At 62.8% G+C, this 24,041-nt stretch carries 21 protein-coding genes; 11 read left to right on the plus strand and 10 right to left on the minus strand.

Annotation, left to right across the window (positions count from 1 at the left end; genetic code table 11):
- Window positions 1-108 precede the first annotated feature (108 nt).
- Window positions 109-1,038, plus strand: coding sequence for a LysR family transcriptional regulator (locus tag AB7E19_RS11995; protein ID WP_427935428.1), 930 nt, complete (start codon window positions 109-111; stop codon window positions 1,036-1,038).
- Between the two features lie 50 nt (window positions 1,039-1,088).
- On the opposite strand, the gene AB7E19_RS12000 is transcribed toward AB7E19_RS11995, so the two are convergent.
- Genes AB7E19_RS12000 through AB7E19_RS12010 form a run of 3 tightly spaced genes read right to left on the minus strand, consistent with a single transcriptional unit; the run spans window position 1,089 to window position 4,301 of the window.
- Entirely contained in the window at window positions 1,089-1,943 is an 855-nt protein-coding gene (locus AB7E19_RS12000; protein ID WP_103243658.1) for a 23S rRNA (adenine(2030)-N(6))-methyltransferase RlmJ, read from the minus strand.
- The gene (locus AB7E19_RS12005) at window positions 1,937-2,398 is read right to left on the minus strand and encodes a DUF2390 domain-containing protein (protein WP_160839292.1); all 462 of its coding nucleotides are present in this window, start codon (window positions 2,396-2,398) and stop codon (window positions 1,937-1,939) included. Before AB7E19_RS12005 ends, AB7E19_RS12000 begins: the two co-directional genes overlap by 7 nt.
- On the minus strand, window positions 2,391-4,301 hold the full coding sequence (locus AB7E19_RS12010) for an ABC transporter ATP-binding protein (RefSeq protein ID WP_239052993.1): 1,911 nt from the start codon (window positions 4,299-4,301) through the stop codon (window positions 2,391-2,393). Before AB7E19_RS12010 ends, AB7E19_RS12005 begins: the two co-directional genes overlap by 8 nt.
- A 147-nt stretch (window positions 4,302-4,448) precedes the next feature.
- Here AB7E19_RS12010 and AB7E19_RS12015 point away from each other — a divergent pair, with 147 nt between their 5' ends.
- From AB7E19_RS12015 to AB7E19_RS12025, 3 genes are all read left to right on the plus strand, one after another.
- Window positions 4,449-4,859: a CBS domain-containing protein gene (locus AB7E19_RS12015; RefSeq protein ID WP_010675511.1), complete on the plus strand. Its 411-nt coding sequence runs from the start codon at window positions 4,449-4,451 to the stop codon at window positions 4,857-4,859.
- Window positions 4,860-5,186: 327 nt separating this feature from the next.
- Window positions 5,187-6,287, plus strand: a complete 1,101-nt coding sequence (locus AB7E19_RS12020; protein WP_039040188.1) for a porin — start codon at window positions 5,187-5,189, stop codon at window positions 6,285-6,287.
- A gap of 335 nt (window positions 6,288-6,622) precedes the next feature.
- Window positions 6,623-7,567, plus strand: a complete 945-nt coding sequence (locus AB7E19_RS12025) for a chemotaxis protein CheV (protein WP_041212426.1) — start codon at window positions 6,623-6,625, stop codon at window positions 7,565-7,567.
- A gap of 87 nt (window positions 7,568-7,654) precedes the next feature.
- Here the strand turns inward: AB7E19_RS12025 and AB7E19_RS12030 are convergent, their stop codons facing one another.
- Window positions 7,655-8,263 carry an arylesterase gene (locus tag AB7E19_RS12030; protein ID WP_039040186.1) on the minus strand — a complete coding sequence of 203 codons (609 nt, stop codon included), beginning with the start codon at window positions 8,261-8,263 and terminating at the stop codon, window positions 7,655-7,657.
- 57 nt (window positions 8,264-8,320) lie between these two features.
- Here AB7E19_RS12030 and AB7E19_RS12035 point away from each other — a divergent pair, with 57 nt between their 5' ends.
- Window positions 8,321-9,031 (plus strand): ABC transporter ATP-binding protein, encoded by a 711-nt coding sequence (locus tag AB7E19_RS12035; protein WP_042016058.1) that lies wholly within the window; start codon window positions 8,321-8,323, stop codon window positions 9,029-9,031.
- A 64-nt stretch (window positions 9,032-9,095) separates the two neighbouring features.
- Window positions 9,096-11,537 carry an ABC transporter permease gene (locus AB7E19_RS12040; RefSeq protein ID WP_128313976.1) on the plus strand — a complete coding sequence of 814 codons (2,442 nt, stop codon included), beginning with the start codon at window positions 9,096-9,098 and terminating at the stop codon, window positions 11,535-11,537.
- Between the two features lie 42 nt (window positions 11,538-11,579).
- Here the strand turns inward: AB7E19_RS12040 and AB7E19_RS12045 are convergent, their stop codons facing one another.
- The gene (locus tag AB7E19_RS12045) at window positions 11,580-12,485 is read right to left on the minus strand and encodes a TIGR01777 family oxidoreductase (protein WP_322131719.1); all 906 of its coding nucleotides are present in this window, start codon (window positions 12,483-12,485) and stop codon (window positions 11,580-11,582) included.
- Window positions 12,486-12,730: 245 nt separating this feature from the next.
- Here AB7E19_RS12045 and AB7E19_RS12050 point away from each other — a divergent pair, with 245 nt between their 5' ends.
- Window positions 12,731-14,272 (plus strand): cyclic diguanylate phosphodiesterase, encoded by a 1,542-nt coding sequence (locus AB7E19_RS12050; protein ID WP_319859042.1) that lies wholly within the window; start codon window positions 12,731-12,733, stop codon window positions 14,270-14,272.
- A gap of 63 nt (window positions 14,273-14,335) precedes the next feature.
- Here AB7E19_RS12050 and AB7E19_RS12055 read toward each other — a convergent pair whose 3' ends face one another.
- On the minus strand, window positions 14,336-15,517 hold the full coding sequence (locus AB7E19_RS12055) for a PLP-dependent aminotransferase family protein (RefSeq protein ID WP_041215746.1): 1,182 nt from the start codon (window positions 15,515-15,517) through the stop codon (window positions 14,336-14,338).
- 199 nt (window positions 15,518-15,716) lie between these two features.
- Window positions 15,717-16,784 (minus strand): M28 family metallopeptidase, encoded by a 1,068-nt coding sequence (locus AB7E19_RS12060; RefSeq protein WP_042014277.1) that lies wholly within the window; start codon window positions 16,782-16,784, stop codon window positions 15,717-15,719.
- A gap of 260 nt (window positions 16,785-17,044) precedes the next feature.
- Between AB7E19_RS12060 and trmB the strand changes: the two genes are divergently transcribed.
- The 4 genes from trmB (at window position 17,045) to AB7E19_RS12080 (ending at window position 20,456) form a co-directional block, all read left to right on the plus strand.
- On the plus strand, window positions 17,045-17,758 hold the full coding sequence (gene trmB, locus AB7E19_RS12065; protein ID WP_010675501.1) for a tRNA (guanosine(46)-N7)-methyltransferase TrmB: 714 nt from the start codon (window positions 17,045-17,047) through the stop codon (window positions 17,756-17,758).
- A 26-nt stretch (window positions 17,759-17,784) separates the two neighbouring features.
- Entirely contained in the window at window positions 17,785-18,117 is a 333-nt protein-coding gene (locus AB7E19_RS12070) for a YggL family protein (protein WP_039040181.1), read from the plus strand.
- A 96-nt stretch (window positions 18,118-18,213) separates the two neighbouring features.
- Entirely contained in the window at window positions 18,214-19,134 is a 921-nt protein-coding gene (gene glsB, locus AB7E19_RS12075) for a glutaminase B (RefSeq protein WP_010675499.1), read from the plus strand.
- A gap of 38 nt (window positions 19,135-19,172) precedes the next feature.
- Window positions 19,173-20,456, plus strand: coding sequence for a sulfurtransferase (locus tag AB7E19_RS12080; protein ID WP_409070736.1), 1,284 nt, complete (start codon window positions 19,173-19,175; stop codon window positions 20,454-20,456).
- Window positions 20,457-20,538: 82 nt separating this feature from the next.
- Here AB7E19_RS12080 and AB7E19_RS12085 read toward each other — a convergent pair whose 3' ends face one another.
- From AB7E19_RS12085 to AB7E19_RS12095, 3 genes are read right to left on the minus strand one after another with little or no spacing between them, the layout of a single operon-like run.
- A complete protein-coding gene (locus AB7E19_RS12085) occupies window positions 20,539-22,626 on the minus strand; it encodes a YjbH domain-containing protein (RefSeq protein ID WP_322131717.1) in 2,088 nt (695 codons plus the stop codon).
- Entirely contained in the window at window positions 22,626-23,375 is a 750-nt protein-coding gene (locus tag AB7E19_RS12090; RefSeq protein WP_041212433.1) for a capsule biosynthesis GfcC family protein, read from the minus strand. Before AB7E19_RS12090 ends, AB7E19_RS12085 begins: the two co-directional genes overlap by 1 nt.
- Window positions 23,372-24,016 carry a YjbF family lipoprotein gene (locus tag AB7E19_RS12095; protein ID WP_319859047.1) on the minus strand — a complete coding sequence of 215 codons (645 nt, stop codon included), beginning with the start codon at window positions 24,014-24,016 and terminating at the stop codon, window positions 23,372-23,374. The genes AB7E19_RS12090 and AB7E19_RS12095 overlap by 4 nt, the downstream gene beginning before the upstream one ends.
- Window positions 24,017-24,041: the final 25 nt, after the last annotated feature.

Below are 24,041 nucleotides of genomic sequence, written 5' to 3' on the forward strand. Positions count from 1 at the left end.
AGGGGAACTCCATCTGAAACGTGTGAAGAATGAAGGGAGCTTACCAGTCATTTTTTTCCGCAGTGCTGATAGTATTTCGCCATATTGGTTCCAAAAGGTATGCAATAGATGGCAAACACGCTCAACGGCATCGATCTCTTCGCCACCGTGGTGGAGGCGGGCAGCTTCGCCCAGGCGGCGGAGCGGCTTCACCTCACCCGCTCGGCGGTGGGCAAGGGGGTGGCGCGGCTGGAGCTGCGTCTCGGCGTGCAACTGTTTCATCGCACTACCCGCAGCCAGAGCCTGACCGAGGAGGGGGCGCTCTTCTATCGCCACTGCCTGCGGGCGCTGGAGGAGGTGCGTCTTGGGGAAACGGCGCTGGCCAGCAACAAGCTCACCCTCAACGGCAGATTGAAGGTCTCCATGCCGGTGCTGTTCGGCCAGCAGTGCGTGGCCCCCATTTTGCTGGCGCTGGCGAAGGCGCATCCCGGGCTGGCCCTGGAGCTGTCGTTCAGCGACCGCAAGGTGGATCTGGTGGAGGAGGGGATGGATCTGGTGATCCGCAACGCAGAGCCGCCGGACAGCCTGGATCTGGCGGCGCGCAGGCTCGGGGAGCACGGCATGACGCTCTGCGCCTCGCCCGCCTATCTGGCCGAGCGAGGGGAACCTGTGACCCTGGCCGAGTTACCGGAGCACGAGTGCATCGCCTATCTGCGCCAGGGGCGGGTGCTGTCGTGGTGGTGGCAGGAGGCCGAGACATGGCGCGAGGTCCAGCCCAGAGGGCGGTTGCAGATGGACGATCTCAACGCCATCACCCAGGCGGCCATCGCGGGCTTTGGTCTCGCCTGGCTGCCGACCTGGCTGGTGCGGTCCCACCTCGAGCGGGGCGAGCTGCGCGAGCTGCTGGCCCGGTTGCCGGGTCGGCGCTATCCCATCAATGCCCTCTGGCCCCACAGCCCGCACTTGCCGCTCAAGACCAGAATGGCCATCGACTGGTTGGCGAGCCGCCTGCCCGAGCAGCTGGCCAGCGTGAACGTGCCGGGTAATGAGCCCCAATGAAAAAGGGCCTGCTGTGACAGGCCCTTTTTCATTTTCTGTGGTTCCGAGGATCAGGCCTCGGCCTTGCTCAGCCACTCCACCCTGTACTGGGCGCCGGCGCCTTGCGCCAGCTTGGCGCACAAGGGTTTCAAGAAGGCCTCGATCTGCTCGTCCAGCATCCAGGGGGGGCTGACGATGAGCATGCCGGAGCCGTTCATGCCCCAATCGGCAGTTTGGCCGGCCACTTCCAGCTCCGCTACCAGGACGTTGCCGAAGTTCTCGCGCTTGATCGCTTTGAGCATGTCGCGGGACTTGTCCGCCTCTTGCCCGAGGATGGGATACCAGAGGGCGTAGATGCCGGTGGCCCAGCGCTTTTGCGCTTTTTTAAGGGTATCGACCACGGCGAAGTAATCTTCCTTGAGCTCATAAGGCGGGTCGATGAGCACCAGGCCGCGGCGCGGGGTGGGGGGCAGCAGGGCGACCAGCCCTTCGAAGCCGTCGCGATGGTGGACGGCGACGCGGGGGTCGTACCCCATGTTGGCGCGAAGATCCTCCACCTCGTTGTTGTGCAGCTCCATCAGCGCAAGCTTGTCCTGATCGCGGATGAGGCGGCGTGACAGCTCCGGCGAGCCGGGGTAGTAGTGCAGTTGACCATCGCTGTTCATCTCCTCGATGACACCCAGATAGGGGGCCATGGCAGACCACTGGGCCCGCTCATCCCACAGGCGTTTGATCCCGTCGGCGTATTCCGCTTTCTTCTGGGACCAGTCGCCGCGCAGGTCGTAGAGACCGCCACCGGCATGGGTGTCCAGCACGATGAAGGGTTTCTCCTTCTTCTTGAGGGACTCGATGATCAGGGCCTGGACGGCGTGTTTGAGCACGTCGGCGTGGTTGCCGGCGTGAAAGGCGTGGCGGTAGCTCAGCATATGAGATCTCTGAGGGGGCCCTGCTGGGCACCCAGTAACGATAGATAGTGAAACAGGTTGCGGCTGTCGCCGCGAAACAGGGCGAGGGTGCGCAGGGTCTGCAGCAAAACCCCCTGTTGCAGCCGCTCCAGCTCCAGTTCGTGGGCCAGCATGGTCTGGTACTCCTCGGCCCCCACCCGTGACTTGGCCTGCTGGCGCAGGGTGCGCCAGGGGAGCAGCACCGCCTCGGTCTGTACCAGGGCCGGTTGCAAGTCCGTGAGGTCGACCGGGATCCGGAGCAGGTCGAGGTGGTACAGCAGGAGCGCCAGGTTGACGTTGCCCCCCATGCTTTGCACGTGGAGCCAGTCCTGGCTGCGCTGGCCATAGGCGCCTGTGCTCCATGTCCAGAACTCGGAAGGGGTGGGCAGGGCGTCGGGGCTGACCCGCTCGCTGGCCATCAAGGCTTCATCACGCAAAGAAGGCCTGCTCCATGGTTTCCAGCTCCTCGGAGAGGCTCATCCACTCCAGCTCGACGTGCTCCAGCTCTTCCTTGAGGGGGCCCTGGGACTTGAGCAGCTCGGAGAGCTTGCCCTTGGCACTCTCTTCATAGATGGCGGGATCGGCCAGCTGCTCTTCCACCGCGGCCAGCTTGGCCTGCAGCTTCTCCATGCTGGCCTCGAGCTTCTCCAGCTTCTGGCGCAGCGGCCGGGTTGCTTGCCGGAACTGGGCCTCAAGGCGCTTCTGATCCTTGCGCGCCACCGCCGAGTTGGCGGAGACGGTGCCATCTGCCGGCTTGGCATTGGCCTCTTTCTCCTGCTCGCCGAGCCACTTGTGGTAGTCGTCGAGATCCCCGTCGAAGGGCTCGACCCGGCCGCCGTGGACCAGATAGAAGTCATCCGTGGTGGTGCGCAGCAGGTGACGGTCGTGAGAGACCACCACCATGGCCCCCTCGAACCCTTGCAGGGCCATGGTCAGGGCGTGGCGCATCTCCAGATCCAGGTGGTTGGTCGGTTCATCCAGCAGCAGCAGGTTGGGCTTTTGCCAGGTGATGAGGGCCAGCACCAGCCGCGCTTTCTCACCGCCGGAGAAGGGGGCTACCTTGTCGAGTACCTTGTCGCCGTGAAAACCGAAGCTGCCGAGGTAGTTGCGAAGCTCCTGCTCGGTCTTGTCCGGGGCCAGGCGCACCAGGTGATCGAGGGGGCTGTCATCGAGGCGCAGGGTCTCGAGTTGATGCTGGGCGAAGTAGCCGATACTCACCCCGGCGCTCACCTCCAGCTTGCCGGAGAGGGGCGGGTTGGAGCCCGACAGCATCTTGATGAAGGTGGACTTGCCCGCGCCGTTGCGACCGAGCAGGCCGATGCGCGACCCCGGCACCAGGTTGAGCTTGATCTTCTCCAGGATCACCTTGTCGCCGTAACCGGCGCTGAGGTTCTCCATGGCGATGAGCGGGGTCGGCAGAGCGGAGGGCTCGCGAAACTCGAAGCTGAACTCGGAGTCGGCGTGAGCGGGCAGGATCTTCTCCATCCGCTCCATGGCCTTCAAGCGGCTCTGGGCCTGACGGGCCTTGGAGGCCTTGTAGCGGAAGCGGTCCACATAGGATTGCATGTGGGCCATCTCCCGCTGCTGCTTCTCGTACATGGACTGCTGCTGGGCCAGGTGCTCGGCCCGTTGCAGTTCGAAGTCGGAGTAGCCGCCGCTGTATTCGTTGAGCTTGCCGTTCTCGATATGAATGATGCGATTCACCACGGAATCGAGGAAGTCGCGGTCGTGAGAAATGAGCACCAGCGTGCCCTGATAGCCCTTGAGCCACTTCTCCAGCCAGATGACGGCGTCCAGATCCAGGTGGTTGGTCGGTTCATCCAGCAGCAGCAGATCGGAGCGGCAGAGCAGCGCCTGGGCCAGGTTCAGGCGCATGCGCCAGCCACCGGAGAAGCTTCTGACCGGCGAGTCGAGCTGATCGCCGCCAAAACCCAGACCGTGCAGCAGCTCGGCGGCGCGGGCGCGAATGCTGTAGGCACCTATGGTATCGAGCTTGCCGTGCAGCTCGGCCACCAGCAGACCGTTGTCATCCGCCTCGGCCCGGGCGAGCTCGCCCTCCAGGGCGCGGAACTCCTTGTCGCCGTCGATCACGTACTCCAGGGCGGAGCAGTCCAGCGCCGGGGTCTCCTGGGCCACGCCGGCAATCTGCCAGCCGGCGGGCAGGCTGAAGCTGCCGTTGTCGATGGCCAGCTCGCCCCGCACCAGCGCAAAGAAGGTGGACTTGCCACAGCCGTTCTTGCCCACCAGGCCCACCTTGTGGCCGGGGTGTATGGTGGCGGACGCGTTGTCCAGCAGCGTGCGGCCGCCGCGGATCAGTTCGATTTGACTGGCAACTATCATGGATGGGTCTGCTTGGCTCGATTGAAGGAGAGAAACTGGCGCGGATCTTACGTGAAATGACACAAATTTGCACTTGAGGGCGGGGGGGGTGGCTGCCGCCGGAAAAACGTGTCATAACAGAGACATCTGGGGGGCAGGAGGCTGACCATGTTGATTAAAGAGATCATGACGACCCGGGTCGCGACCGTTTCCATGGATGACAGGCTGAGCGTCATCAAGGAGATCTTCGAGCAGGCCCATTTCCGCCACCTCCTGGTGGTGGAAGAGGAGGAGTTGGTGGGGGTCATCTCGGACCGGGATCTGCTGCGTGCCATCAGCCCCTATCTGGACACGGATGCCGAGATGAACCGGGACACCGAGACCCTCAACCGGCGCGCCCACCAGATCATGAGCCGTGAACCCATCACCGTCTCCCCCGAACGCTCCCTGAAAGAGGCCGCCGGCCTCATGCTGGAGCACCAGATCTCCTGTCTGCCTGTGCTGGAAAACGGCGCCCTGGTGGGCATAGTGAGCTGGAAGGACCTGCTGAGAGTCATGCGCGGCTGGCAGCCGGTCTGACGAGGCGGGGAATATAAGCGGGGAGTCCGTGTCGCCCGGCAGGGCTCCCAGCTTCTCGCTTTTCTGAAAGATTAAACTGCATTCATCAAATTTTTCAGATCGCTTGTGTTGCAAAAATGATTTTAATGGTCATAAATTCTGCCGCTGTCATTTCATGTGACACTATATGTCGCGGCGTTAGCTCGAATTGATGCTTTTATAATTAATCGTTCGCCGCTTCAGTTCCCATCAAGGTTTCCGGATCTACCTTAGGCCATCGGCACATCAACCGATCATCACGACCGAACTCTGGTCTGACAGAGAGTGCTTACACCTGAGGAAAGAACAATGAAAAAGACAGCATTGACGATGGCCATCTCCAGCCTGCTGCTGGCCGGTGGTGCACAGGCCGCCAACGTTTACGATCAGAATGGTACCAAACTGGACATCGGCGGCCGCGTCAACGGCATGTACTACGGCACCGATGACAATGCCACCGAAGGCGATGCCAGCTACCTGCGTCTGCACATCGCAGGTGAAACCAAGGTTGACGAGGATCTGACCGCGTTCGGCTTCGCCGAGTACAACCTGCCGGTCTCCGGTTCTGACAACGACGAGCTGCGTTACGCCTATGCGGGCATCAAGCACGATCGCTTCGGTGCCTTCAGCTACGGCCGCCAGGACGGTCTGTTTACCAAGGCGGTGAACAACTACACCGACGTGCTGCCGGAGTGGGGTGGTGATGGTCTGGGCAAGGACACCGAGGTGTTCGGCACCGGTCGTACCAACGGCCTGGCCCAGTACATGTACAACTGGCAGGGGCTGACCCTGGGTGCCCAGTTCACCGGCAACAACGACCCGCAGAACGCGAGCCGCAGCGAGCGCGTCGGCCCGAACAGCACCTGGAGCCCGAAAGGTTCTTCCGAGGGTTATGCCCTCTCTGCCAACTATGACTTCAACATGGGCCTGAGCCTGGGTGCCGCCTACAACCAGGCTGGCAAGACCGACGAACAGGCCGAGAACGTGAGCTTCGGCGGCGACAACGACGCCAAGCTGTTCGGGGTGGGCGCCAAGTATGCCGTCGGCAACCTCTACATGGCCGCCACCTACTCCCACGGTGAAGATCACCTCTTCGTGGACACCGGCTCCATGCGCGGTTACGCCGAGAAGATGGATGGCTACGAAGCGGTCGTGCAGTACAACATCACGCCGAAGTTCAAGCCCTCCCTGGCCTACCTGCGTACCGACGTGAAGGACAGCGCTCACGGCATCGATGACACCGCGACCGAATATGTCTCCGTGGGTGCCTGGTACAACTTCACCGACAACTTCAATGCCTACGTGGACTACAAGATCAACCTGCTGGACGAAGTAGGTTCCACCGGCAAGAACAGCCTGAACAAGTCCACCGACGACATCGTCGCCGTGGCCCTGCAGTACAACTTCTAAGTCGTCCCGGACGCACTGCACATCCCAGGACCGGCCCATGTGGCCGGTCTTTTTGTTGCTGGCTGACCGCGCTGGATGACAAGAGCGGCACGCCGGGGTTCAGCAATGGCCCCGTGTGGTCGATACCCTTGTTGTCGGGGCCGGTGCGTGGCTGTGCTTGCCATGAGGCAGTGATGGGGCGATGATCACGCCCCGTGGTCAAGATCCTATCTTTCCTCGACGCTTTTCATTATTTCTATATAGGCTTGCGTTGTCCCGACAGGGAAAGCGGGGCTGGTTGGCATGTCGCAGCTCCGGTGCGGGGCAATTTCGGGAAATGGACGTAAGGGCGTTATATGGCGAGCATATTGGATTCAGTGGATCAACGTACCCAGCTTGTAGGGGAGAATCGCCTGGAACTGCTGATGTTCCGTTTGGGTGCCCAGCAACTGTTTGCGATCAACGTCTTCAAGGTGCGGGAAGTGGTCAAGCTGCCCCATCTGAACAAGATGCCGGGGTCCCACCACAACATCAGCGGCGTCGCCAACATTCGCGGCGTCTCCATCCCCGTCATCAACCTGCGCGGTGCCATCGGGATGCGTCCCATGGCCATCGATCAGGAGTCCAACCTCATCATCACCGAGTACAACCGCACCATTCAGGGGTTCCTGGTGGGGCAGGTGGCCCACATCGTCAACATGACCTGGAAGGACATACTGCCGCCGCCCCGTTCGGCGGGTCGTGCCAACTACCTCACCGCCATCACCCGCATCCCGGAAGGGGGTGTCGACCAGATCGTCGAGATCATCGACGTGGAGAAGGTGCTGGCGGAGATCATCACCTATGACGTGCGCATCTCGTCCGAGGTGCTGGACGAGGAGATCCTGCCCCAGATGCAGGGACGCCGGGTGCTCATCGTCGATGACTCCAGCACGGCCCGCAACCAGGTGCGCGAGACCCTCGCCCAGCTCGGGCTCGAGGTCATCGAGTGTCAGGACGGCTTGCAGGCCCTCAAGCTGCTCAAGGGGTGGTGCGATGCGGGCAAGAAGGTGACCGACGAGATCATGCTGATGATCACGGATGCCGAGATGCCGGAGATGGATGGTTATCGCCTGACTCACGAGGTGCGCAGCGATCCGCGCATGTCCGATCTCTTCATCACCCTCAATACTTCCCTGAGCGGCAACTTCAACGAGGCCATGGTCAAGAAGGTGGGGTGTGATCGCTTCATCTCCAAATTCCAGCCCGACTTGCTGGTGGACGTGGCCCAGCAGCGGATGCGGCAGATCCTGGGCCGTTGAACCCGGCACGCCGAACGATGAAAAAGCCCCCGCCATGCGGGGGCTTTTTGCTGGGCAAGGGGAAGGGCCATGGGCCCGGCCACCGGGCTATTGTGTCAGCAGAGGCTCGACAAAGCGGGCGACCTTGTCGCGGATCCGGGGCTGGGCGGCGGCCGTCGGGTGCAGTCCATCGTTCATCATGAGTTCAGGGCGCAGCACAATATCATCCAGAAAGAAGGGCATCAGCGGCAGGTCGTTGGCCTTCGCAAGATCCGGGAAGATCTGCTCGAACTGTTGCAGATAGCGCGCCCCATAGTTGCGGGGCAGCAGGATCTGGGTCAGCACCGTCTTCGCCTGGTGCGCCCGGGTGAGCTCGATCATCTTGGTCAGGTTGGCCCGGGTGATGGCGGGAGCAAAGCCCCGCAGCCCGTCGTTGGCGCCGAGTTCGATCAACACCCAGTCCGGTTTGTGGGTTTCGAGCAGAGCGGGCAGGCGGGCCAGGCCGCCCTGGGTCGTTTCACCGCTGATGCTGGCATTGATGAGGGTGTGTTCTCCCCCCTGCTGCTGCCACTTTTCATTGAGCAGGGCAGGCCAGCTCTGTTCGGCCTGCATCTGGTAGCCGGCACTCAGGCTGTCGCCCAGTACCAGCAGGGTCTGGGCCTGGACGGACGCTGCCCAGCAGCACAGGCAACTCACGGCAAACAAGAGACGCATCATGCAGTCAACTCCCACGTTCTATTGTCATTACAGGTTCAGGCAAACAGGATACCCAAGATGAGTTCAACGCCCATTATCGCCGTCAGGGGGCTCGGTAAAACCGTTCGCCTCGGTCAGGAAAGCCTCACCATCCTTGAAGGGATCGATCTGCAAGTCAATACTGGCGAGACGCTGGCGCTGGTCGGTGCGTCCGGTTCCGGCAAGTCCACCCTGCTCGGTTTGCTGGCCGGTCTCGATCTGCCGAGCAGCGGCGAAATAGAGATCCTCGGCCACTCCCTCACCCGGCTGGACGAGGAGGGACGCGCCAGGCTACGGGCCGAGCAGGTGGGGTTCGTGTTCCAGTCGTTCCTGCTGCTGCCCACCCTGAGCGCCCTGGAAAACGTCATGTTGCCGGCCGAGCTGCGGGGGGAGACCGACAGCGAGCCCCGTGCCCGGGAGCTGCTGGCCCAGGTCGGTCTGGGAGAGCGGTTGCACCACCTGCCGCCGCGCCTCTCTGGCGGCGAGCAGCAGCGGGTCGCCATTGCCCGTGCCTTCATGACCCGCCCCAGCCTGCTGCTGGCGGACGAGCCTACCGGCAACCTCGACAGCAAGACAGGGGAGACGGTGATCGAACTGCTGTTTCGTCTCAACCGCGAGCACAACACCACCCTGGTGGTGGTGACTCATGACCATGAACTGGCCCAGCGCTGCCAGCGGCAGCTGGTGATGTCAGCCGGGCGGCTGGAGGCACAGGCTGTCATGGCGGCCAGGGTGGGAGAGCTGTCATGAGTCATTGGAGACAGAGCTGCACCAGGGGATCGCTGGCAGCAGCATGGACGGTGAGGGAGGCGTCATGAGTCAGTGGCGACTGGGATTGAAGCTGCTGCGCCGGGAAGGGTTCAGCGGGGAGCTGCGCTGGTTTGTGCTGGCGCTGGCGCTGAGCGTCGCCTGCGTGCTCAGCGTGGCTCTGGTGGCGGATCGGCTGGATGCGGGGCTCAAGGCCTCCGGGCGGGATTTCATCGGAGGGGACAGGGTGCTGCGCTCCGCGACGCCGGCACCGGCAGAGTGGCTGGCGCAGGCGCATCAGGAGGGGCTGGCCGTGCAGACCACGGTCAGCTTCAACAGCATGCTGTTTCACGGCGATACCCTGCAACTGGCCTCCATCCGCGCCGTGCCCGGGGATTTTCCCTTCTACGGCAAGCTGGAGCTCACTCCCCAGCGCGCCCCGGCGCCCGGCGAGATCTGGCTCTCCGCCAGGGTGATGCAGCTGCTCGGCGCCAAGGTGGGGGAGGTACTCGAGGTCGGCAACACCCGGCTGACGGTGGCAGGGGAGCTGGGCCAGGAGCCGGATCAGGGGTTCAGCCCCTTCCAGATGGCACCAAGGGCCTTGATCCACAGCGCCGATATCGAGGCGACCGGGGCCCTGCTGCCGGGCAGTCGCCAGCAGTGGCGCTATCTCGTCAAGGGGCCCCGTGACGCCATCGCCCGCTATGAGGCCTGGCTCAACCCCAGGCTGAGCGCCGGGCAAAAGCTCGTCAAACCCGACGATCAGGGTACCCAGGTGGGGAAATCCCTGGGCAATGCCGAGCGCTTCTTCCGTCTGGCATCCCTTGCCGGCGTGCTGCTCGGCGCCCTGGCCATGGGGATAGCGGTGCGCCATTTCGCCGAGCGCCAGACCAACATGGTGGCCCTGCTCAAGACCCTGGGGGCCTCGCGGCGCACCCTGTGGCAACTGATGGGCACCCTGCTGTTCTCCCTGACCCTGGTGGGGGCCCTGATGGGGCTGGTGGCGGGCAGCGCCATGCAGTGGCTGACCCTGAACCTGCTGGGGGATCTGCTGCCTGCGGATCTGCCGCCCCCCTCCTGGCGACCCTTCGCCCTGGGCCTCGCGGTCGCCTTCTTCATCACCCTGATGCTGGCGTTCGTCCCCTTCCTGAGGCTGCTCAAGGTACCGCCGCTGCGGGTGCTGCGCCGGGAGCTGGAGGCGGGGATCCCTCCCTGGCTGACGGTGCCCGTGGGGCTCATCGGGCTGTTTGCCCTGGTGTGGGGCTTTACCGCCGACATCAGGCTGGCCTGCGGGCTCATCGGCGGCATGGGGGTGTTGATGGCGCTGCTGGCCCTGCTCGCCTCCGTGCTGCTGCGCCTTGGTAGTCGGCTCAAGGGGCCCCATGCCCTGCGCCTGGCCATCAATCACCTCTCCCGGGAGCGGGGTAGTGGTCTGTTCCAGCTGGCGGGCTTCGCCCTGGCCCTGATGCTGTTCGGGCTGCTGTGGGCGGCGCGGGTCGATCTGCTGGAGGATTTTTCCACCCGGTTGCCTGCCGACGCCCCGAACCGCTTCCTGGTCAATGTGGCGGACAGCGAGCGGGAAGGGATCCTGGCCGATCTGCACCAGGCCGGGGCCATCACCTCGGACTTCTACCCCATGGTGCGCGGGCGCCTGACCCGTATCGCTGGTGAGGCGGTGGGGGAGGATGCGGCGCGGGAGGGGGTGGACAGAGAGCTCAACTTCACCACCACATCGGCCCTGCCCGCCGACAACAAGGTCACGGCCGGTCAATGGCTGGCCGGCAAGGGGGAGGTCTCTGTCGACGAGGCACTGGCGGGACGGCTCGGCATCGCGCTCGGAGACGTGCTCGGCTTCACCATAGAGGGGCGGGCGTTCGAGGCCAGGGTGACCAGCCTGAGGTCCATCAAGTGGGACAACATGAGGCCGAACTTCTACATGATCTTCTCGCCGGACGTGCTGGCACCCTTCTCCCAGACCTGGCTCGGCAGCTATCGTCTGCCGCCTGAGGGGCGAGGGGCAGAGGTGGAACTCATCCGCCGCCACCCCACGGTGAGCCTCATCGATGTGGAGGATCTGATAGGCCGCCTCACTCTGGTCTCCGATCAGGTGAGCCGCGCCCTGGGGCTGATGCTCGGGCTGGTGACGGTGGCTGCCCTGCTGGTGCTGCTGACCCAGACCCAGGCCGGCATGGCCCATCGGCGCCGGGAGCTGCTGCTGATGCGCACCTTGGGGGCGGGGAGCGCCCTGCTCGAGAAGATGCTGCGCTGGGAGCTGGTGGCGAGCGGTGCCCTGGCAGGGCTCTGCGCTGCCATGGTGGTGGAGCTCTGCTCCTTCGGTCTGCAGTGGTGGTGGGAGGGGGCGCAGTGGCAGTTCCACTGGGCCATCTGGGCTGCACTCCCCCTGCTTGGGGCCGTGCTGGTGACCTTGGCCGGACAGGGCATGCGCCGCCAACTGCTGGCGGGTACCCTGAGCGACCGGCTCAGGGGACTGGGGCAGGGGCTGCTCTGATGGCTCGACACATCCCGACCTCGGTCGGGATGTGTCATTGGGTCAACGGGGTGAGTGCAGCAGATTGTCCAGAGCGCCGGGCAGAGCCGGGAAGCTGAAGTGAAAACCGGCCTGCTGCAAGCGGGCGGGCAGCACGTGCTGTCCGGTGAGCAGCAGATCCGCCGCCTCTCCCATCAGGAGTCGCAGGAGGGGGGCCGGTACGAAGAAGAGGTGCGGGCGATGGAGCGTGGCGGCCAGGGTCTCGCTGAACCGGCGATTGCTGACCGGTTGCGGGGCCGTGCCGTTGAAGATGCCGTCACACTCGCCGTGCTCGATGAGAAACAGCATGGCCCGCACCAGATCCTGCACGTGGATCCAGCTCATCATCTGGGTGCCGCTGCTCATGGGGCCGCCGAGGCCGAGGCGGTAAGGGGGCAGCATCCTGGGCAAGGCGCCCCCCTCCATGCCGAGTACCAGGCCGATGCGCAGGATGCAGACCCGGGTCTGGGCCGAGCGGGCCTGCTGGGCAAGCTGCTCCCACTGCTGACAGAGACGGTGGGTGAATTCGTCGTGAGGGTTCTGGCATGTTTCATCCAGAGGGGCGTCATCCTGGCGGCCATACCAGCCGATGGCGGAGGCATTGAGCAGCAATGTGGGGGGCGTGCTGGAGAGTTTGACGAGATCCACCAGCTGTTCGGTCAGCAGCCAGCGGCTGTTGCAGAGCAACTGCTTGCGGGACTCGCTCCAGCGTCCGGCGGAGATGGGTTCGCCGGCCAGGTTGATGACGATGTCCACGTCATTGAGGTGATCCAGCCTGTCCAGGCTATCCAGCAGGGTGACATCGTGGCCGAGCAGCTCGTAGGCCCGGCTGCCCTGACGGGTCAGCACGACTACTTCGTGCGCCACCTTGAGGTGTGCCACCAGACGGCGGCCGATAAACCCCGTGCCCCCCGTGATCAGTATCTTCATGTCCTGCCTCCCTGACGCTCTAGGGTCTACTCTAGAGCCTGGGTGCCCGATGGACAAGCTCCTGTTTTTATGAGCATTATGATTTTTGTCTCCCAAGACGCCGCCCCCTTTGTCCAGGGGGTTGCCGGGCTTTGCGATCACGGGGTGCGCCGTGGCGCGGCGGCATCAGGGGCTCATTCCGGCTTGCCAAACGGGCGTCAGCGGGTAAACTCGAGCGCTTTTTCGCCATGTTCATGAGGGCGGTTATGCCATTTCGACGTTTGAAGGTGCGTCAATTCTATGTCCGGCTGCTCTGTGCCTTGCTGGCCGGTCTGTTGCCCATGCTCCTTGGGCTCGTCATCGTCATCTGGCAGACCGCCACCGGCGTGAAACAGGATGCGGTGGCGCGCCTGGAACATGCCAGGGTCATGTTCGACCGCACTCTGGACAATGCCCAGTTGGCGGCGTCGGCCCTCACCGGCAGCCTGGGCAGGCCCTGTCTCGCGGTGGTGCAGGGGCTCAGGGATCAGGTGGCCACGGTGCCGGATGTGCGCAGCGTCAACCTGGCCAGGGGGGATCGGATCTACTGCTCTTCTCTCTATGGCCCGGTCGATGGCGGCATCAAACTGGATGACTATGTCGGGGGCAGGCTCGACCTGATGAAGGGCAACCCGGTCACCCCGAATCGCCCCCTCATCGCCTACCGGGAAGAGGTGGGCGAGTTCAGCGTGCTGGTGGGGGTCGACGGCTACTACCTGCTCAACATCCTGGACATGCTGAGCCGCAACTCCCCACTGGGGCTGGTGGTCGGCAACGAGATGCTGCTGCGAAACAGCGAACTCACCGACAAGCTGATCCCCAAGGATCGCAATGGCTATCTAGAACAGGTCTCGACCAGGTACCCGTTCAAGGTAGTGACCACGGTGTCGGTGGATGAGTACCGTGCCCACATCTGGGACTACTCCAAGGTGGGCGTCATTATTTATCCTCTGCTGAGCCTGCTGCTCGGGGTGGCGGTCTTCTGGCTGATGGGCCGTTCGACCTCGCCGGCCCAGGAGCTGAAACGGGCACTCTCCCAGCAGGAGTTCATCCCCTATCTGCAACCCGTGGTGAACGGGGAGGACGGCCAATGGAGCGGTTGCGAGGTGCTGATGCGCTGGCAACACCCCCGTCAGGGGATGATCTCGCCGGATCGCTTCATTCCTCTGGCAGAGGACAGTGGCCTCATCGTGCCCATGACCCGGCTGTTGATGGCGCAGGTGCGCGAACAGTTTGCGGGCAAGGCGCACCATCTGCCGCGAGGGTTCCACTTCGGCTTCAACATCAGCGCCAGCCACTGCAAGGATCTGAGCCTGGTGGAGGATTGCCGGGATTTCATCAACGCCTTCAAGGGAAATCCCATCAAGCTGGTGCTGGAGCTGACCGAGCGCGAGCTCATCGTGGCGGACGAGACGACGGACCGGCTCTTTGCCGAGCTGCATGCCCTCGGGGTCTTCATCGCCATCGACGATTTCGGCACCGGCCACTCCAGCCTGACCTACCTGCAGACCTTCCAGGTCGACTTCCTCAAGATCGATCAGAGCTTCGTCGGCATGATTGGGTCGGACGCGCTCTCCAGCCACATCGTGGAGAACGTCATCGACCTGGCGACCCGGCTCGGTCTGCAACTGGTGGCGGAAGGGGTGGAGAATCAGGTGCAGGCCGACTATCTGAAGGCCCGCGAGGTGACCTTCCTGCAGGGCTACCTGTTTGGCAGGCCCATGCCCATGAAGGAGTTTGTCAGCCAGCTGGCAGGGCAGGGGCGCTGAGGGGAAAGCGCGAGGCAAAAAAAACCAGCGACCGGGTCGCTGGTTTTTTTATGGCCGGATGGCTCAGAGCATGCGTGCCAGGGCGCGGCACAGACGCTGAACACCCTCTTCCGTGGTCGCCTCATCCACACAGGAGAAGCTCAGGCGCAGGGTGTTCTGGATCTCGGGGCGCACATAGAAGGGGGCGCCGGGCACGAAGGCCACCTTCTCCTTGATGGCCTCGTCGAACAGGGCCATGGCACTGACGCTGGGCGGCAGGGTCAGCCAGAGGAACATGCCCCCTTCGGGACGGGTGTAGCTGACGCCGGGCGGACAGTGGCGGGCGAGGGCGGCTTCCATGGCGGCACGCTGGCGACCATAGACCTCCTTGATCTTCTCCAGGTGAGCGTCGAGGGAGTTGTCGGTCAGGAAGCGGTGCAGCACCTGCTGGCTGAAGGCGTTGCTGTGCAGGTCGGTGGCCTGCTTGGCGATGGTGACCTTCTTGCGCAGCCAGTCCGGCACCACCATCCAGCCCAGGCGGAAGGCGGGCACCACCGTCTTGGAGAAGGACCCGAGCAGCACGGTGTTGTGGGGGGCCAGCTTGGCGATGGGAGGGAGGTGTTCTCCCTCGAAGCGCAGCTCGCCATAGGGGTCGTCTTCCACCATCAGCAGATCGTGGCGCACCAGGCGCTCCGCCAGGGCTTCCCGGTTGGCGCGGCTGTAGGATACACCGCTCGGGTTCTGGAAGTTGGGCACGCCGTAGAGCAGCCTGGCGCTGGAGCCCTGCTCCAGCAGCGCATCCAGCGCGGCCAGATCCAGCCCCTCTTCCGCCAGGGTGATGGGCTTGAAATTCGGTTGATAGACGGAGAACGCCTGGATGGCGCCAAGGTAGCCCGGCTCTTCGATGATGAGATCCTGCCCCTCGTTCACCAGCACCTTGCCCAGCAGATCCAGCGCCTGCTGGGAGCCGCTGGTGATGAGGATGTTGTCAGGATTGACGGCCATGCCGTGGCGGCTCAGGTAGCGGTCGGCGATGAACTGGCGCAGCGGGGCAAAGCCCTCGGTGGTGGCGTATTGCAGCGCGGCGGCTCCCTGCTCGCGCAGCACGTCCTGGCACGCTTGCTCGATGGCCTTGACCGGGAACAGATGGGGGTTGGGCAGGCCGCCGGCGAAGGAGATGATCTCCGGATTGGCGGCAACTTTGAGGATTTCGCGGATAAAGGAAGGCTCGACCTTCTCGAAGCGCTGGGCAAAAAACGGCTGCATAGGGTTCTCTCTGACTAGGTGGCGGTCGCTCCATTCAACCGCCAGGTTATCCGTTTGTATCAGATTTCAGAAATGAGGCAATGGCTGTCACAAAAATCCATAAAAAAGGGCAGGTTTGGCACCTGCCCGAATTTTATCGTCCCGACCCCGGTCAGGGGCGCAAAAACCCCTGTCAGGGGGGCATCGGGCGGGATGGGGGTCAGAGCCCCGGCGCCTTGAGGAAGCGGATCATCAGGTCGGTATTGGCCCCGAGCTGCTGCTCGATCCGGCCCGGGAAGAGCTCGGCCATCTTGTCGAGGCGATCATGCTCCGTGTGCCAGATCTTGCCCCACTGAGTCTCGCTGTCCCGGTCGCAGGCGCTCTTGGTGGCGTCGTCGTAGCAGTCCCACAGCGCCGGATTGGTGCTCTGGGAGTAGCCGTCATAGCCATCTTCCCCGTTGATGGTGAAGTTGGTGGCCTCCACGTAGGCGATGGGCACCCCCAGGCAGGCAAAGGGGGCATGATCGGACCAGCTGCCGGTCTCCCCTTCCGGGTAGCCGCTGTAGCTGGGGTGGATGGCGAACGGGGTGGCGGTCTGCTGGGAGATGGCCAGCAGGCGATCGCGCACCTTGGGATCGAAGCTGTAGCGGCTCGGGTCGGCGCAGTTGTACTCGGCCACGTCGGAGTGGGCCGAGTGGACATAGACGATGTCACCCCCGGCGATGGTGTCGTAGTTCACCATGGCCAGCAGCTTGGCGACGGCATCGGTGTCGAGACTGGCGGCATAGGCTTTGGAGCCGTTGAGGCCGTTTTCCTCGGCGCCGAAGAAGGCGAAGCGCACCGTGTAGGGCAGGGTCTCTCCCTTGAGTGCCTCGGCAACCGCCAGCAGGGCGGCGACGCCGGCCCCGTTGTCGGTGGCGCCTTCGGATCCTTTCTTCTCGCCGGTGCTGTCATAGTGGGCACCGATGAGGATCACCCTGTCGCTCTGACCCTTGAGCTCGGCGACGATGTTCTGGGAGGTTCGGTCTGTGCCGCCCCGGGTGTAGGTGAATGGCTGGTTCTGCACCTCGTAACCCCAGCCGGCCAGATGATCCTGGATCCAGGCGGCGGCGCGGGTTTCGGCCTCGGTGCCCGTGGGACGAGCGCCTATCCCTTCTGCGCCAGAGCTCAGTTGCACCAGAAATTCATGGGCCTGAGCGGCGGGGGCAGGGGGTTGGGAGTCGTTGTCAGAGGGGTTGCAACCGGCCAGCAGGGCAGGCAGGACAAGGGCCAACAGGGTTTTCTTCATACTGCAATCCTTTGTTGTATATGGTTTTATTTTTCCGCGTCAGGATGAACCCGACGTCCGGCAGATTCTGTGAAGGGGGTGGCATTTGTCAACCTTGCCGGTGGAAGTGGGCAGTCCCGGGGGATTTGTTGTGGGAAACACTTGCGCCTTGTGCCTATCTTGGGATAATTCGCTCCCCTGTTTTTGCGAACTGATGCAATAACGAGCGATCCATTTATGTCGGCTCTGTTCCAGAGCGATGCAATAACGAGCAATTTACTATGTCTGTGACCCAAGATGTGTTTAACGAAGACGGCAAGTTCATGCGCAAGATCCGCAGCTTCGTCCGTCGCGAAGGCCGCCTGACCAAAGGGCAGGAGAAGGCCCTGGAAGAGCTCTGGCCGGTCATGGGCATCGATTTCGCACCAGAGCCGCTCGACATGGTGGCCCTGTTTGGCCGCGAGGCACCCGTGGTGCTGGAGATCGGGTTCGGCATGGGCGCCTCCCTGGTGGAGATGGCCAAGAACGCCCCCGAGAAGAACTTCATCGGCATCGAGGTGCACTCTCCGGGTGTGGGCGCCTGCCTTGGCACCGCCCAGGAGGCGGGCGTCACCAACCTGCGCGTCATCTGCCACGATGCGGTGGAAGTGCTGGAGCACATGATCCCGAACGGTTCTCTCTCCTGCCTGCAGCTCTTCTTCCCGGACCCCTGGCACAAGAGCCGCCACCACAAGCGTCGCATCGTGCAGCCTGCCTTTGCCCAGGATATCCGCCAGAAGCTTGCCATCGGTGGCGTCTTCCACATGGCCACCGACTGGGAGAACTACGCCGAGCACATGCTGGAGGTGATGAGCGCCGCCGAGGGGTACGAGAACACCTCCGCCACCGGCAACTGGGTGCCCCGTCCCGACTGGCGCCCCCTGACCAAATTCGAGCAGCGTGGCCATCGTCTGGGCCACGGTGTCTGGGATCTGATTTTCAAACGAGTCAACTGAGTCAACGTATCAACTAAGGAGCTATCATGGCCAACCGTAGCCGCCGTCTGCGCAAGAAACTGCGCGTCGATGAATTCCAGGAAATGGGGTTCGACATCAGTTTCAACTTCCCGGTCGGCACCGCCGAAGAGACCATTGATGCCGTGGTCGATGCGCTGATCGACGAGGTGATTGAGCCTCGCAAGCTGGCCTTCGCCGGCTCGGGTCACCTGGCCTGGGAAGGGATGATCTGCACCCAGCAGCTCGGCAAGTGCACCGACGAAGACCGTTCCGCCGTTCAGACCTGGCTGCAAGGCAAAGGGCTGGAGGCCGTGGTGGTCACCGAGCTGTTCGATCTCTGGTACGGCGAGCCGGCCTGATATCTGACTGCCTCCCGGGCAGATAGAAAATCCCGCCGCCGGCGGGATTTTTGTCGGTGGGCTGGCCCCGCCTCGTTTCACGTCATGGAATAGCCAATGGTGTTGTCATCCGAATTACTGGCCGGCATCCTGGAAGAGGTGCGTCCGCTGCTCGGGCAGGGGAAGGTGGCCGATTACATTCCCGCCCTGGCCCAGGTGCCTGCCGACCGGCTGGGGATCGCGGTCTGTACCGTTGAAGGGGAATTGTTCACCGCAGGTGACGCTTTCGAGCCCTTCTCCATCCAGAGTATCTCCAAGGCCCTGAGCCTCACGCTGGCCTTGACCCTCTATCAGGAGGAGGAGATCTGGGCTCGGGTGGGCAAGGAGCCCTCCGGTCAGCCGTTCAACTCCCTCGTCCAGCTGGAGTTCGAGCAGGGCATTCCCCGCAACCCCTTCATCAACGCCGGTGCCCTGGTGGTGAGCGATCTGCTGGAAACCCGGCTCACCGCTCCTCGCCAACGCACTCTGGAGCTGGTGCGCCGCCTGTGCGGCAACCCGGCCATCATGGCGGATCAGGTGGTGGCGCGCTCCGAGTACCAGCACTCCGCCCGCAATGCCGCCATCGCCTATCTGATGAAGGCCTATGGCAACTTCGAGAACGAGGTGGACAAGGTATTGCAGAGCTACTTCAATGCCTGCGCCATCCGCATGAGCTGCGTCGATCTGGCACGAGCCTTCGTCTATCTGGCCAACCGGGGCGTCCCTCTTGGCGAGAGCACGCCCCTGCTGCCGGCCCGGACCACCAAGCAGGTCAATGCCCTGCTCGCCACCTGCGGCCTCTATGACGAGGCGGGCGACTTCGCCTACCGGGTCGGCATGCCGGGGAAATCCGGGGTGGGGGGCGGCATCATGGCGCTGATCCCGGGAGAGCTTTCCATCTGCGTCTGGTCACCCGAGCTCAACAAGGCGGGCAACTCCCTGGCCGGGACGGCGGCGCTGGAGCTGCTGGCCGAGCGCCTGGGCCGCTCCATTTTTTAACTCTCTTCACTATGCATCGAGACGACATCATGAAACGAATGACTGGACTGTGGCGAAGCTGCCTGACCGCCTTGCTGCTCTGGTGTGCCTGGCCCGTGCTGGCCGCCGAGCTGCCCCCGCTCTCCCTGGCGGATGCCAAGGGGAAGGAGGCGGTGATCCTGGATACCCGCCCGAGCTATTTCTACCAGGGCTGGCCCATGGACGGGGAGAAGCAGGGGGGCCATGTGGCCGGTGCCGAGCTGCTCTCCGCAGAGTGGAAATACAGTGACGAGGAGTGGCCTGTGGCGCTTGCGAGCAAGGGGCTGAAGGCCGACAAACCCGTCGCCCTCTATGGCACCCCTCGCGAGGTGGCCGAGGTGGCCCGTCTGCTGCGCCAGCAGGGCATCAAGCAGCTGTTCGAGCTGCAGGAATGGAAAGAGGCGCCCCGGGAGCATCTGGCACGCTGGCAGCAGCTGGTCCATCCGCTCTGGCTGGCAGACTTGCAGGCAGGCAAGCCGGTCATCGCCGCCCCCAAGGGGGAGTGGAAGGTGTTCGAGGTGGACTGGGGATCCCCCAAGGCCTATCTGCTGAGCCACATTCCGGGAGCCGGCTACATCGACACCAACCGGCTGGAAGGGGAGCCGCTGTGGAACAAGGTCTCTGACGAGGCGCTCAAGGCGCTGCTGCTGGAGAACGGCATCCGTCATGACACCACCGTCATCCTCTATGGCCGCAACACCATGGCGGCGGCCCGTGCGGCCCATCTGATGATGTATGCGGGGGTCGAGGATGTGCGGCTGCTGGACGGCGGGCTGGAGGCCTGGTTCGTGCAGCATCTGCGCACCGAGACCGGTCTGGCCAATACCTTCAAACCGGCCAGGGAGTTTGGCGTGGCCATCCCCGCCCGTCCCGAGTTCTACACCACCCTTGACCAGGCCAAGGCCCTGCTCAAGCAACCGGACGGCGCTCTGGTCAGCGTGCGCACCTGGGACGAGTTCGTGGGCAATACCTCGGGCTACAGCTACATCAAGCCCAAGGGGGACATTCCCGGGGCCAGATGGGGTCATGGCGGGGTGGATGCCAACAGCATGAGCGACTTCCACAACCCGGACGGCACCATGAAGCCCGCCCGCGAGATCCTCGCCATGTGGGATGAGTGGAATATCGAGCCGACCCAGCAGGCCGCCTTCTACTGCGGGACCGGCTGGCGCGCCTCCGAGGCGTTCTTCTACGCCTGGCTGATGGACTGGAAGCGGATCAGCGTCTACGACGGCGGCTGGTACGAGTGGAGCATGGATCCGGCCAACCCCACCGTCACCGGCGAGCGCAAGCCGGGCAACTGAGACGGCAATGCCGAGCAGCGGAAATAAAAAAGCACCTTCATGGAAGGTGCTTTTTTTGTCTGCAAGGCATGGTGAACCGGGATCAGAAGGAGGCCACGCTGGTCTGGTCGTAGAGGCCGTACTTCCTCGACAGCATCTGGCCGCCGTCCCGGGTCAGGGGAACCCAGCTGATGTTGGCGCTGTCGATGGTGGACTTGAACATCATCAGGTCGAACGGGATGGTGATGTAGAGGCCCTTGGTGAAGCTCCCTTCGCCGTACTCTTCTGCCGACACATTGGTGAAGGTGGCAAAGAAACCGGCGCTGATCCCCGAATCAAAGGTCTTGGCGAAGTTGAACGTGGCGCCATAGTCCCCCGCGAGGTAGCGACCTACCGAGATCTGGGCGGTCACCTTGTCCAGAAACGCCGGTTGCCAGTAGGTGGTGACATGGCCGGTGGCGATCTGGTAATCGGCGAGCTGGAGGGTGTTCTCCCAGTCCCGCTGCCTGACCAGGTTGAGATCGGCGCCGATGGCCCAGTTGCGGTTGAAGGGGCGATACAGGGCCTCCCCGCCGACACCGGCATACATCATCTCCAGATAACCGCCATAGGCCTGGCCGTACCAGCCATCGGCAAACTTGTCCATGTGGGTGAGCTGCAGGTTGTTGAGCAGTACATTCGATGACGTCACGTACTCCCGCACCCAGGTACGGACCCGGGGCAGGGCCTCTCCATCGGGCGGCGGCTCGGTGTAATTGAACTTGTCGTAGTTGTTGACGAGGTTGACGAAGACGGTGCTGCTCACCCAGTCGTGCTCGGTCATGTGCCAGTCGGTGTTGGCATTCAACCCGAGCTGGTACATGTAGAAACTCTCGGCTCCCCCGATGGACTGGCTCAGCTTGGGCACTATCTTGAAATCCCATGAGCGGGGTTCGGCTCCATGGCGCAGTGTGCCTTCGACGGGGGCCGGTGGCTGGCGGCTGACCTCGATCTCTTGTGTCTGGCCGAGGGGGAGATCGCTGTTGGCACGACGCACGGAGTCGAGATCGACTCGGCTCTCCTGCAGGGGCATCCCCTGCTTCTGCTCGATGATGCGCAGCTCTTTCACCGTGGAAGGCAGGGCATTGACGGCCAGCAGGGTGGCTCGCTGCTCGCTTTGGGCCTGATCCCTGTATCGGGTCTGCTCTGCCTCCAGCGTCAGGGTCTCCTTATCACTGTAGAGTGAGGTCTGTTGCCAGCCCCCATTGCTGGCCAGCTGGGAAGAGAGCGTCGACCAGTCGACCTGCTCCAGAGAGTCGACCTGGCTGGCCTGATAGGCCGGAAGGGGGGGATCCATGACCTTGGGCAGCGACAGGGAGGGGTCGTTGAAGTTGGTATGCCATGTCAGCCCCCACATCAGGGTATTGCCGCGCTGATAGCTGAGGTGCATGTCGAACACATCGTAAGGTTGGTAGACAATGCCCACATTGATGGGAGTGCTCTGAACGATGGCCCCCGCCGACTCGTGACTATAGTCGTTGCCCTCGTATTCGAGCTTGAGCCTGAGGGGCTGCCAGGGGGTCTGGTACTCTATCCCTCCATAGAGGGCCGCCGGGCCATGGAACAGGCTGCCGAATTCAAACTTGCCGCCGCTGCCCGAGAAGCCGTCATCACGCTGACACCAGCCTTCACGGACTTCACAGAAGGGGTTCTTGATGTTGCCGCTCTGACCCATGTTTCCCCACGCCATTCCCAGGGTGAAATCAAGGTTCTTGTAGCGTTTGCTGGCGACGATGTATTCGCTGTCAAAGAGCCCGGTCCCCATCACATCGCGCAGGCCCACAGAGACCTGTGGGCGCCAGGTGGATTCGGTCCAGAGTCGGGCTTTGACATCCAGCCCCTTGTCCTTGTAGGTCTGGTCGCCACTGAAATTCTCGTCATTGCTGTAGAGCCGGGTGCGAATGTCGGTGTATCTCAGGGTGGCTTCCAGCCAGGAGAATGGCTGCATGGAGATGGACCAGCGCCGGTATTCCTGGTCATCCATGTAGTTGAATGAAAACTCGCCTTCCGGAGCCATGCGTGCCGTCGGCATCTGGAGCAGGCCCACGCCACCAAAATCACTCTGGGTGGGGAGGAGAGGCAAGAAGCTGTCCGTGTTGGCAAACGCGAAGGGGGAGGCAAGCAGCGAGAGAGTGGCGATTCTGGTCAGCATTACTCGGGTATCCGATTAGCAATCATGTCGGCAATACGGAGATTGATGTTCTTGAATTGGGCAGGCAACAGCGCCGGATCGAAACCGGCAAACAGGGTTGCACCCGGCATGGGCTCGATATGGTATTCGTTCCACACCGCGACGGGGGACAACTGGACGCGGCCATCCGGCTGGATGAGATAGACCTCGCCAGGGTTGGCGCCGGGTAGCAGACTGTGGCCCTGCCAATATTCAGCCAGCCCCTTGGCGGGTTCATGGGGCATGGACCTGCGACTGTTGATCAATCCCAGCAGGTAGAGGCTGGATGGCCTGCGAGAGAGATAGAGAGAATAGTCGCCAGACAGACGAGGGTTGTTTGCAGGCTCCACTCTGCTGAGATCCGGATCCAGCTTGATGTCAATCCGGCCGGCCACATCGAGCTGATCCAGCTCGCGCAGCAGTTGCTGGGTGGCCTGAACCAGACCGCCCTGATGCGCTCTCATCCAGAAAACCTGGAGGGCTTTCAGATCGCTGAGCAGCTGTTCTTTGGCTTGCTGTGCAGACTCATCTTGGGCGGGGGAGGAGATGATGGCGGCAGGCCAGTAGACGTCGCCGGGCAAGCCGGGCGCATTCAACAGTTGTTCCAGACGCTGGCTATCGGAGAGGGAAATGGTGGTCTTGCTGGCATGGCCGACCATCACCCGGGTGATGCTGTCGGCATGAAGCCATGGGGCATAGCCAATCAGAAGCGAGAGTATGATTTTTTTCATGGTGCATAGGGCTTGGTGAAGACCATCTCGATGGTGCTGTTGTCAGGGCCGATGTGCTGAATGGTTTTTCTGACCAGGCCCGTCTTTTTGTCCAGCCAGTAATAATTTTGCCACGTCAGGTCATCCTTCCCCGACTGGACCGTCTCTTCGTAGAGGGAGGTCGTCAGCACGGCGCCATTGATATCCAGATTTTCATCAGCCAGCTGTTTGAAGGTGGTGTGGAGGTTTCTTCCGCTGTGGCGAAGTTGCGCCCATTCGGCCAGATAACTGAATTGGGCATCGCCCGGAATGACGGCCTGACTCAAGGGATCAGCCATGGTGGCGGCGAAATAGCGAAGATCATTATCCAGCTTGAGCGTCTTGGTAATTCGACCATGTTCGGTCACTATCAAGCCTCTGTCGCTGCTGACCCAGGAGAGGCGATCTCCGTCGGCAAAGGCAAGCACGAGAAATACAGTGGGTCTGTCGTCAATGGTGAGCAATGCACTGGCATAGGGCAGCTTCTCGATGGCTTCCGGGGTAATGGTTATCTCATTATCCGCAGTGAAGATATATTTGAGCTGTTGATAGCTATCAACGTTGCTGTCTGCACAGCCAAACAACAACATTGATAGCAATAAAAGAATGCGCTTGATTAGCATGAAAGCATCACTGAATAAATAGAGA

The sequence above is a fragment of the Aeromonas sp. genome (assembly GCF_050252055.1).
Taxonomy (GTDB): Bacteria; Pseudomonadota; Gammaproteobacteria; order Enterobacterales; family Aeromonadaceae; genus Aeromonas; species Aeromonas caviae.

Coding starts and splice junctions, on each gene's coding strand:
- AB7E19_RS11995 (WP_427935428.1), top strand. CDS start 109: ATGGCAAACACGCTCAACGGCATCGATCTCTTCGCCACCGTGGTGGAG.
- AB7E19_RS12000 (WP_103243658.1), bottom strand. CDS start 1,943: ATGCTGAGCTACCGCCACGCCTTTCACGCCGGCAACCACGCCGACGTG.
- AB7E19_RS12010 (WP_239052993.1), bottom strand. CDS start 4,301: ATGATAGTTGCCAGTCAAATCGAACTGATCCGCGGCGGCCGCACGCTG.
- AB7E19_RS12015 (WP_010675511.1), top strand. CDS start 4,449: ATGTTGATTAAAGAGATCATGACGACCCGGGTCGCGACCGTTTCCATG.
- AB7E19_RS12020 (WP_039040188.1), top strand. CDS start 5,187: ATGAAAAAGACAGCATTGACGATGGCCATCTCCAGCCTGCTGCTGGCC.
- AB7E19_RS12025 (WP_041212426.1), top strand. CDS start 6,623: ATGGCGAGCATATTGGATTCAGTGGATCAACGTACCCAGCTTGTAGGG.
- AB7E19_RS12030 (WP_039040186.1), bottom strand. CDS start 8,263: ATGATGCGTCTCTTGTTTGCCGTGAGTTGCCTGTGCTGCTGGGCAGCG.
- AB7E19_RS12035 (WP_042016058.1), top strand. CDS start 8,321: ATGAGTTCAACGCCCATTATCGCCGTCAGGGGGCTCGGTAAAACCGTT.
- AB7E19_RS12040 (WP_128313976.1), top strand. CDS start 9,096: ATGAGTCAGTGGCGACTGGGATTGAAGCTGCTGCGCCGGGAAGGGTTC.
- AB7E19_RS12045 (WP_322131719.1), bottom strand. CDS start 12,485: ATGAAGATACTGATCACGGGGGGCACGGGGTTTATCGGCCGCCGTCTG.
- AB7E19_RS12050 (WP_319859042.1), top strand. CDS start 12,731: ATGCCATTTCGACGTTTGAAGGTGCGTCAATTCTATGTCCGGCTGCTC.
- AB7E19_RS12055 (WP_041215746.1), bottom strand. CDS start 15,517: ATGCAGCCGTTTTTTGCCCAGCGCTTCGAGAAGGTCGAGCCTTCCTTT.
- AB7E19_RS12060 (WP_042014277.1), bottom strand. CDS start 16,784: ATGAAGAAAACCCTGTTGGCCCTTGTCCTGCCTGCCCTGCTGGCCGGT.
- trmB (WP_010675501.1), top strand. CDS start 17,045: ATGTCTGTGACCCAAGATGTGTTTAACGAAGACGGCAAGTTCATGCGC.
- AB7E19_RS12070 (WP_039040181.1), top strand. CDS start 17,785: ATGGCCAACCGTAGCCGCCGTCTGCGCAAGAAACTGCGCGTCGATGAA.
- glsB (WP_010675499.1), top strand. CDS start 18,214: ATGGTGTTGTCATCCGAATTACTGGCCGGCATCCTGGAAGAGGTGCGT.
- AB7E19_RS12080 (WP_409070736.1), top strand. CDS start 19,173: ATGACTGGACTGTGGCGAAGCTGCCTGACCGCCTTGCTGCTCTGGTGT.
- AB7E19_RS12085 (WP_322131717.1), bottom strand. CDS start 22,626: ATGCTGACCAGAATCGCCACTCTCTCGCTGCTTGCCTCCCCCTTCGCG.
- AB7E19_RS12090 (WP_041212433.1), bottom strand. CDS start 23,375: ATGAAAAAAATCATACTCTCGCTTCTGATTGGCTATGCCCCATGGCTT.
- AB7E19_RS12095 (WP_319859047.1), bottom strand. CDS start 24,016: ATGCTAATCAAGCGCATTCTTTTATTGCTATCAATGTTGTTGTTTGGC.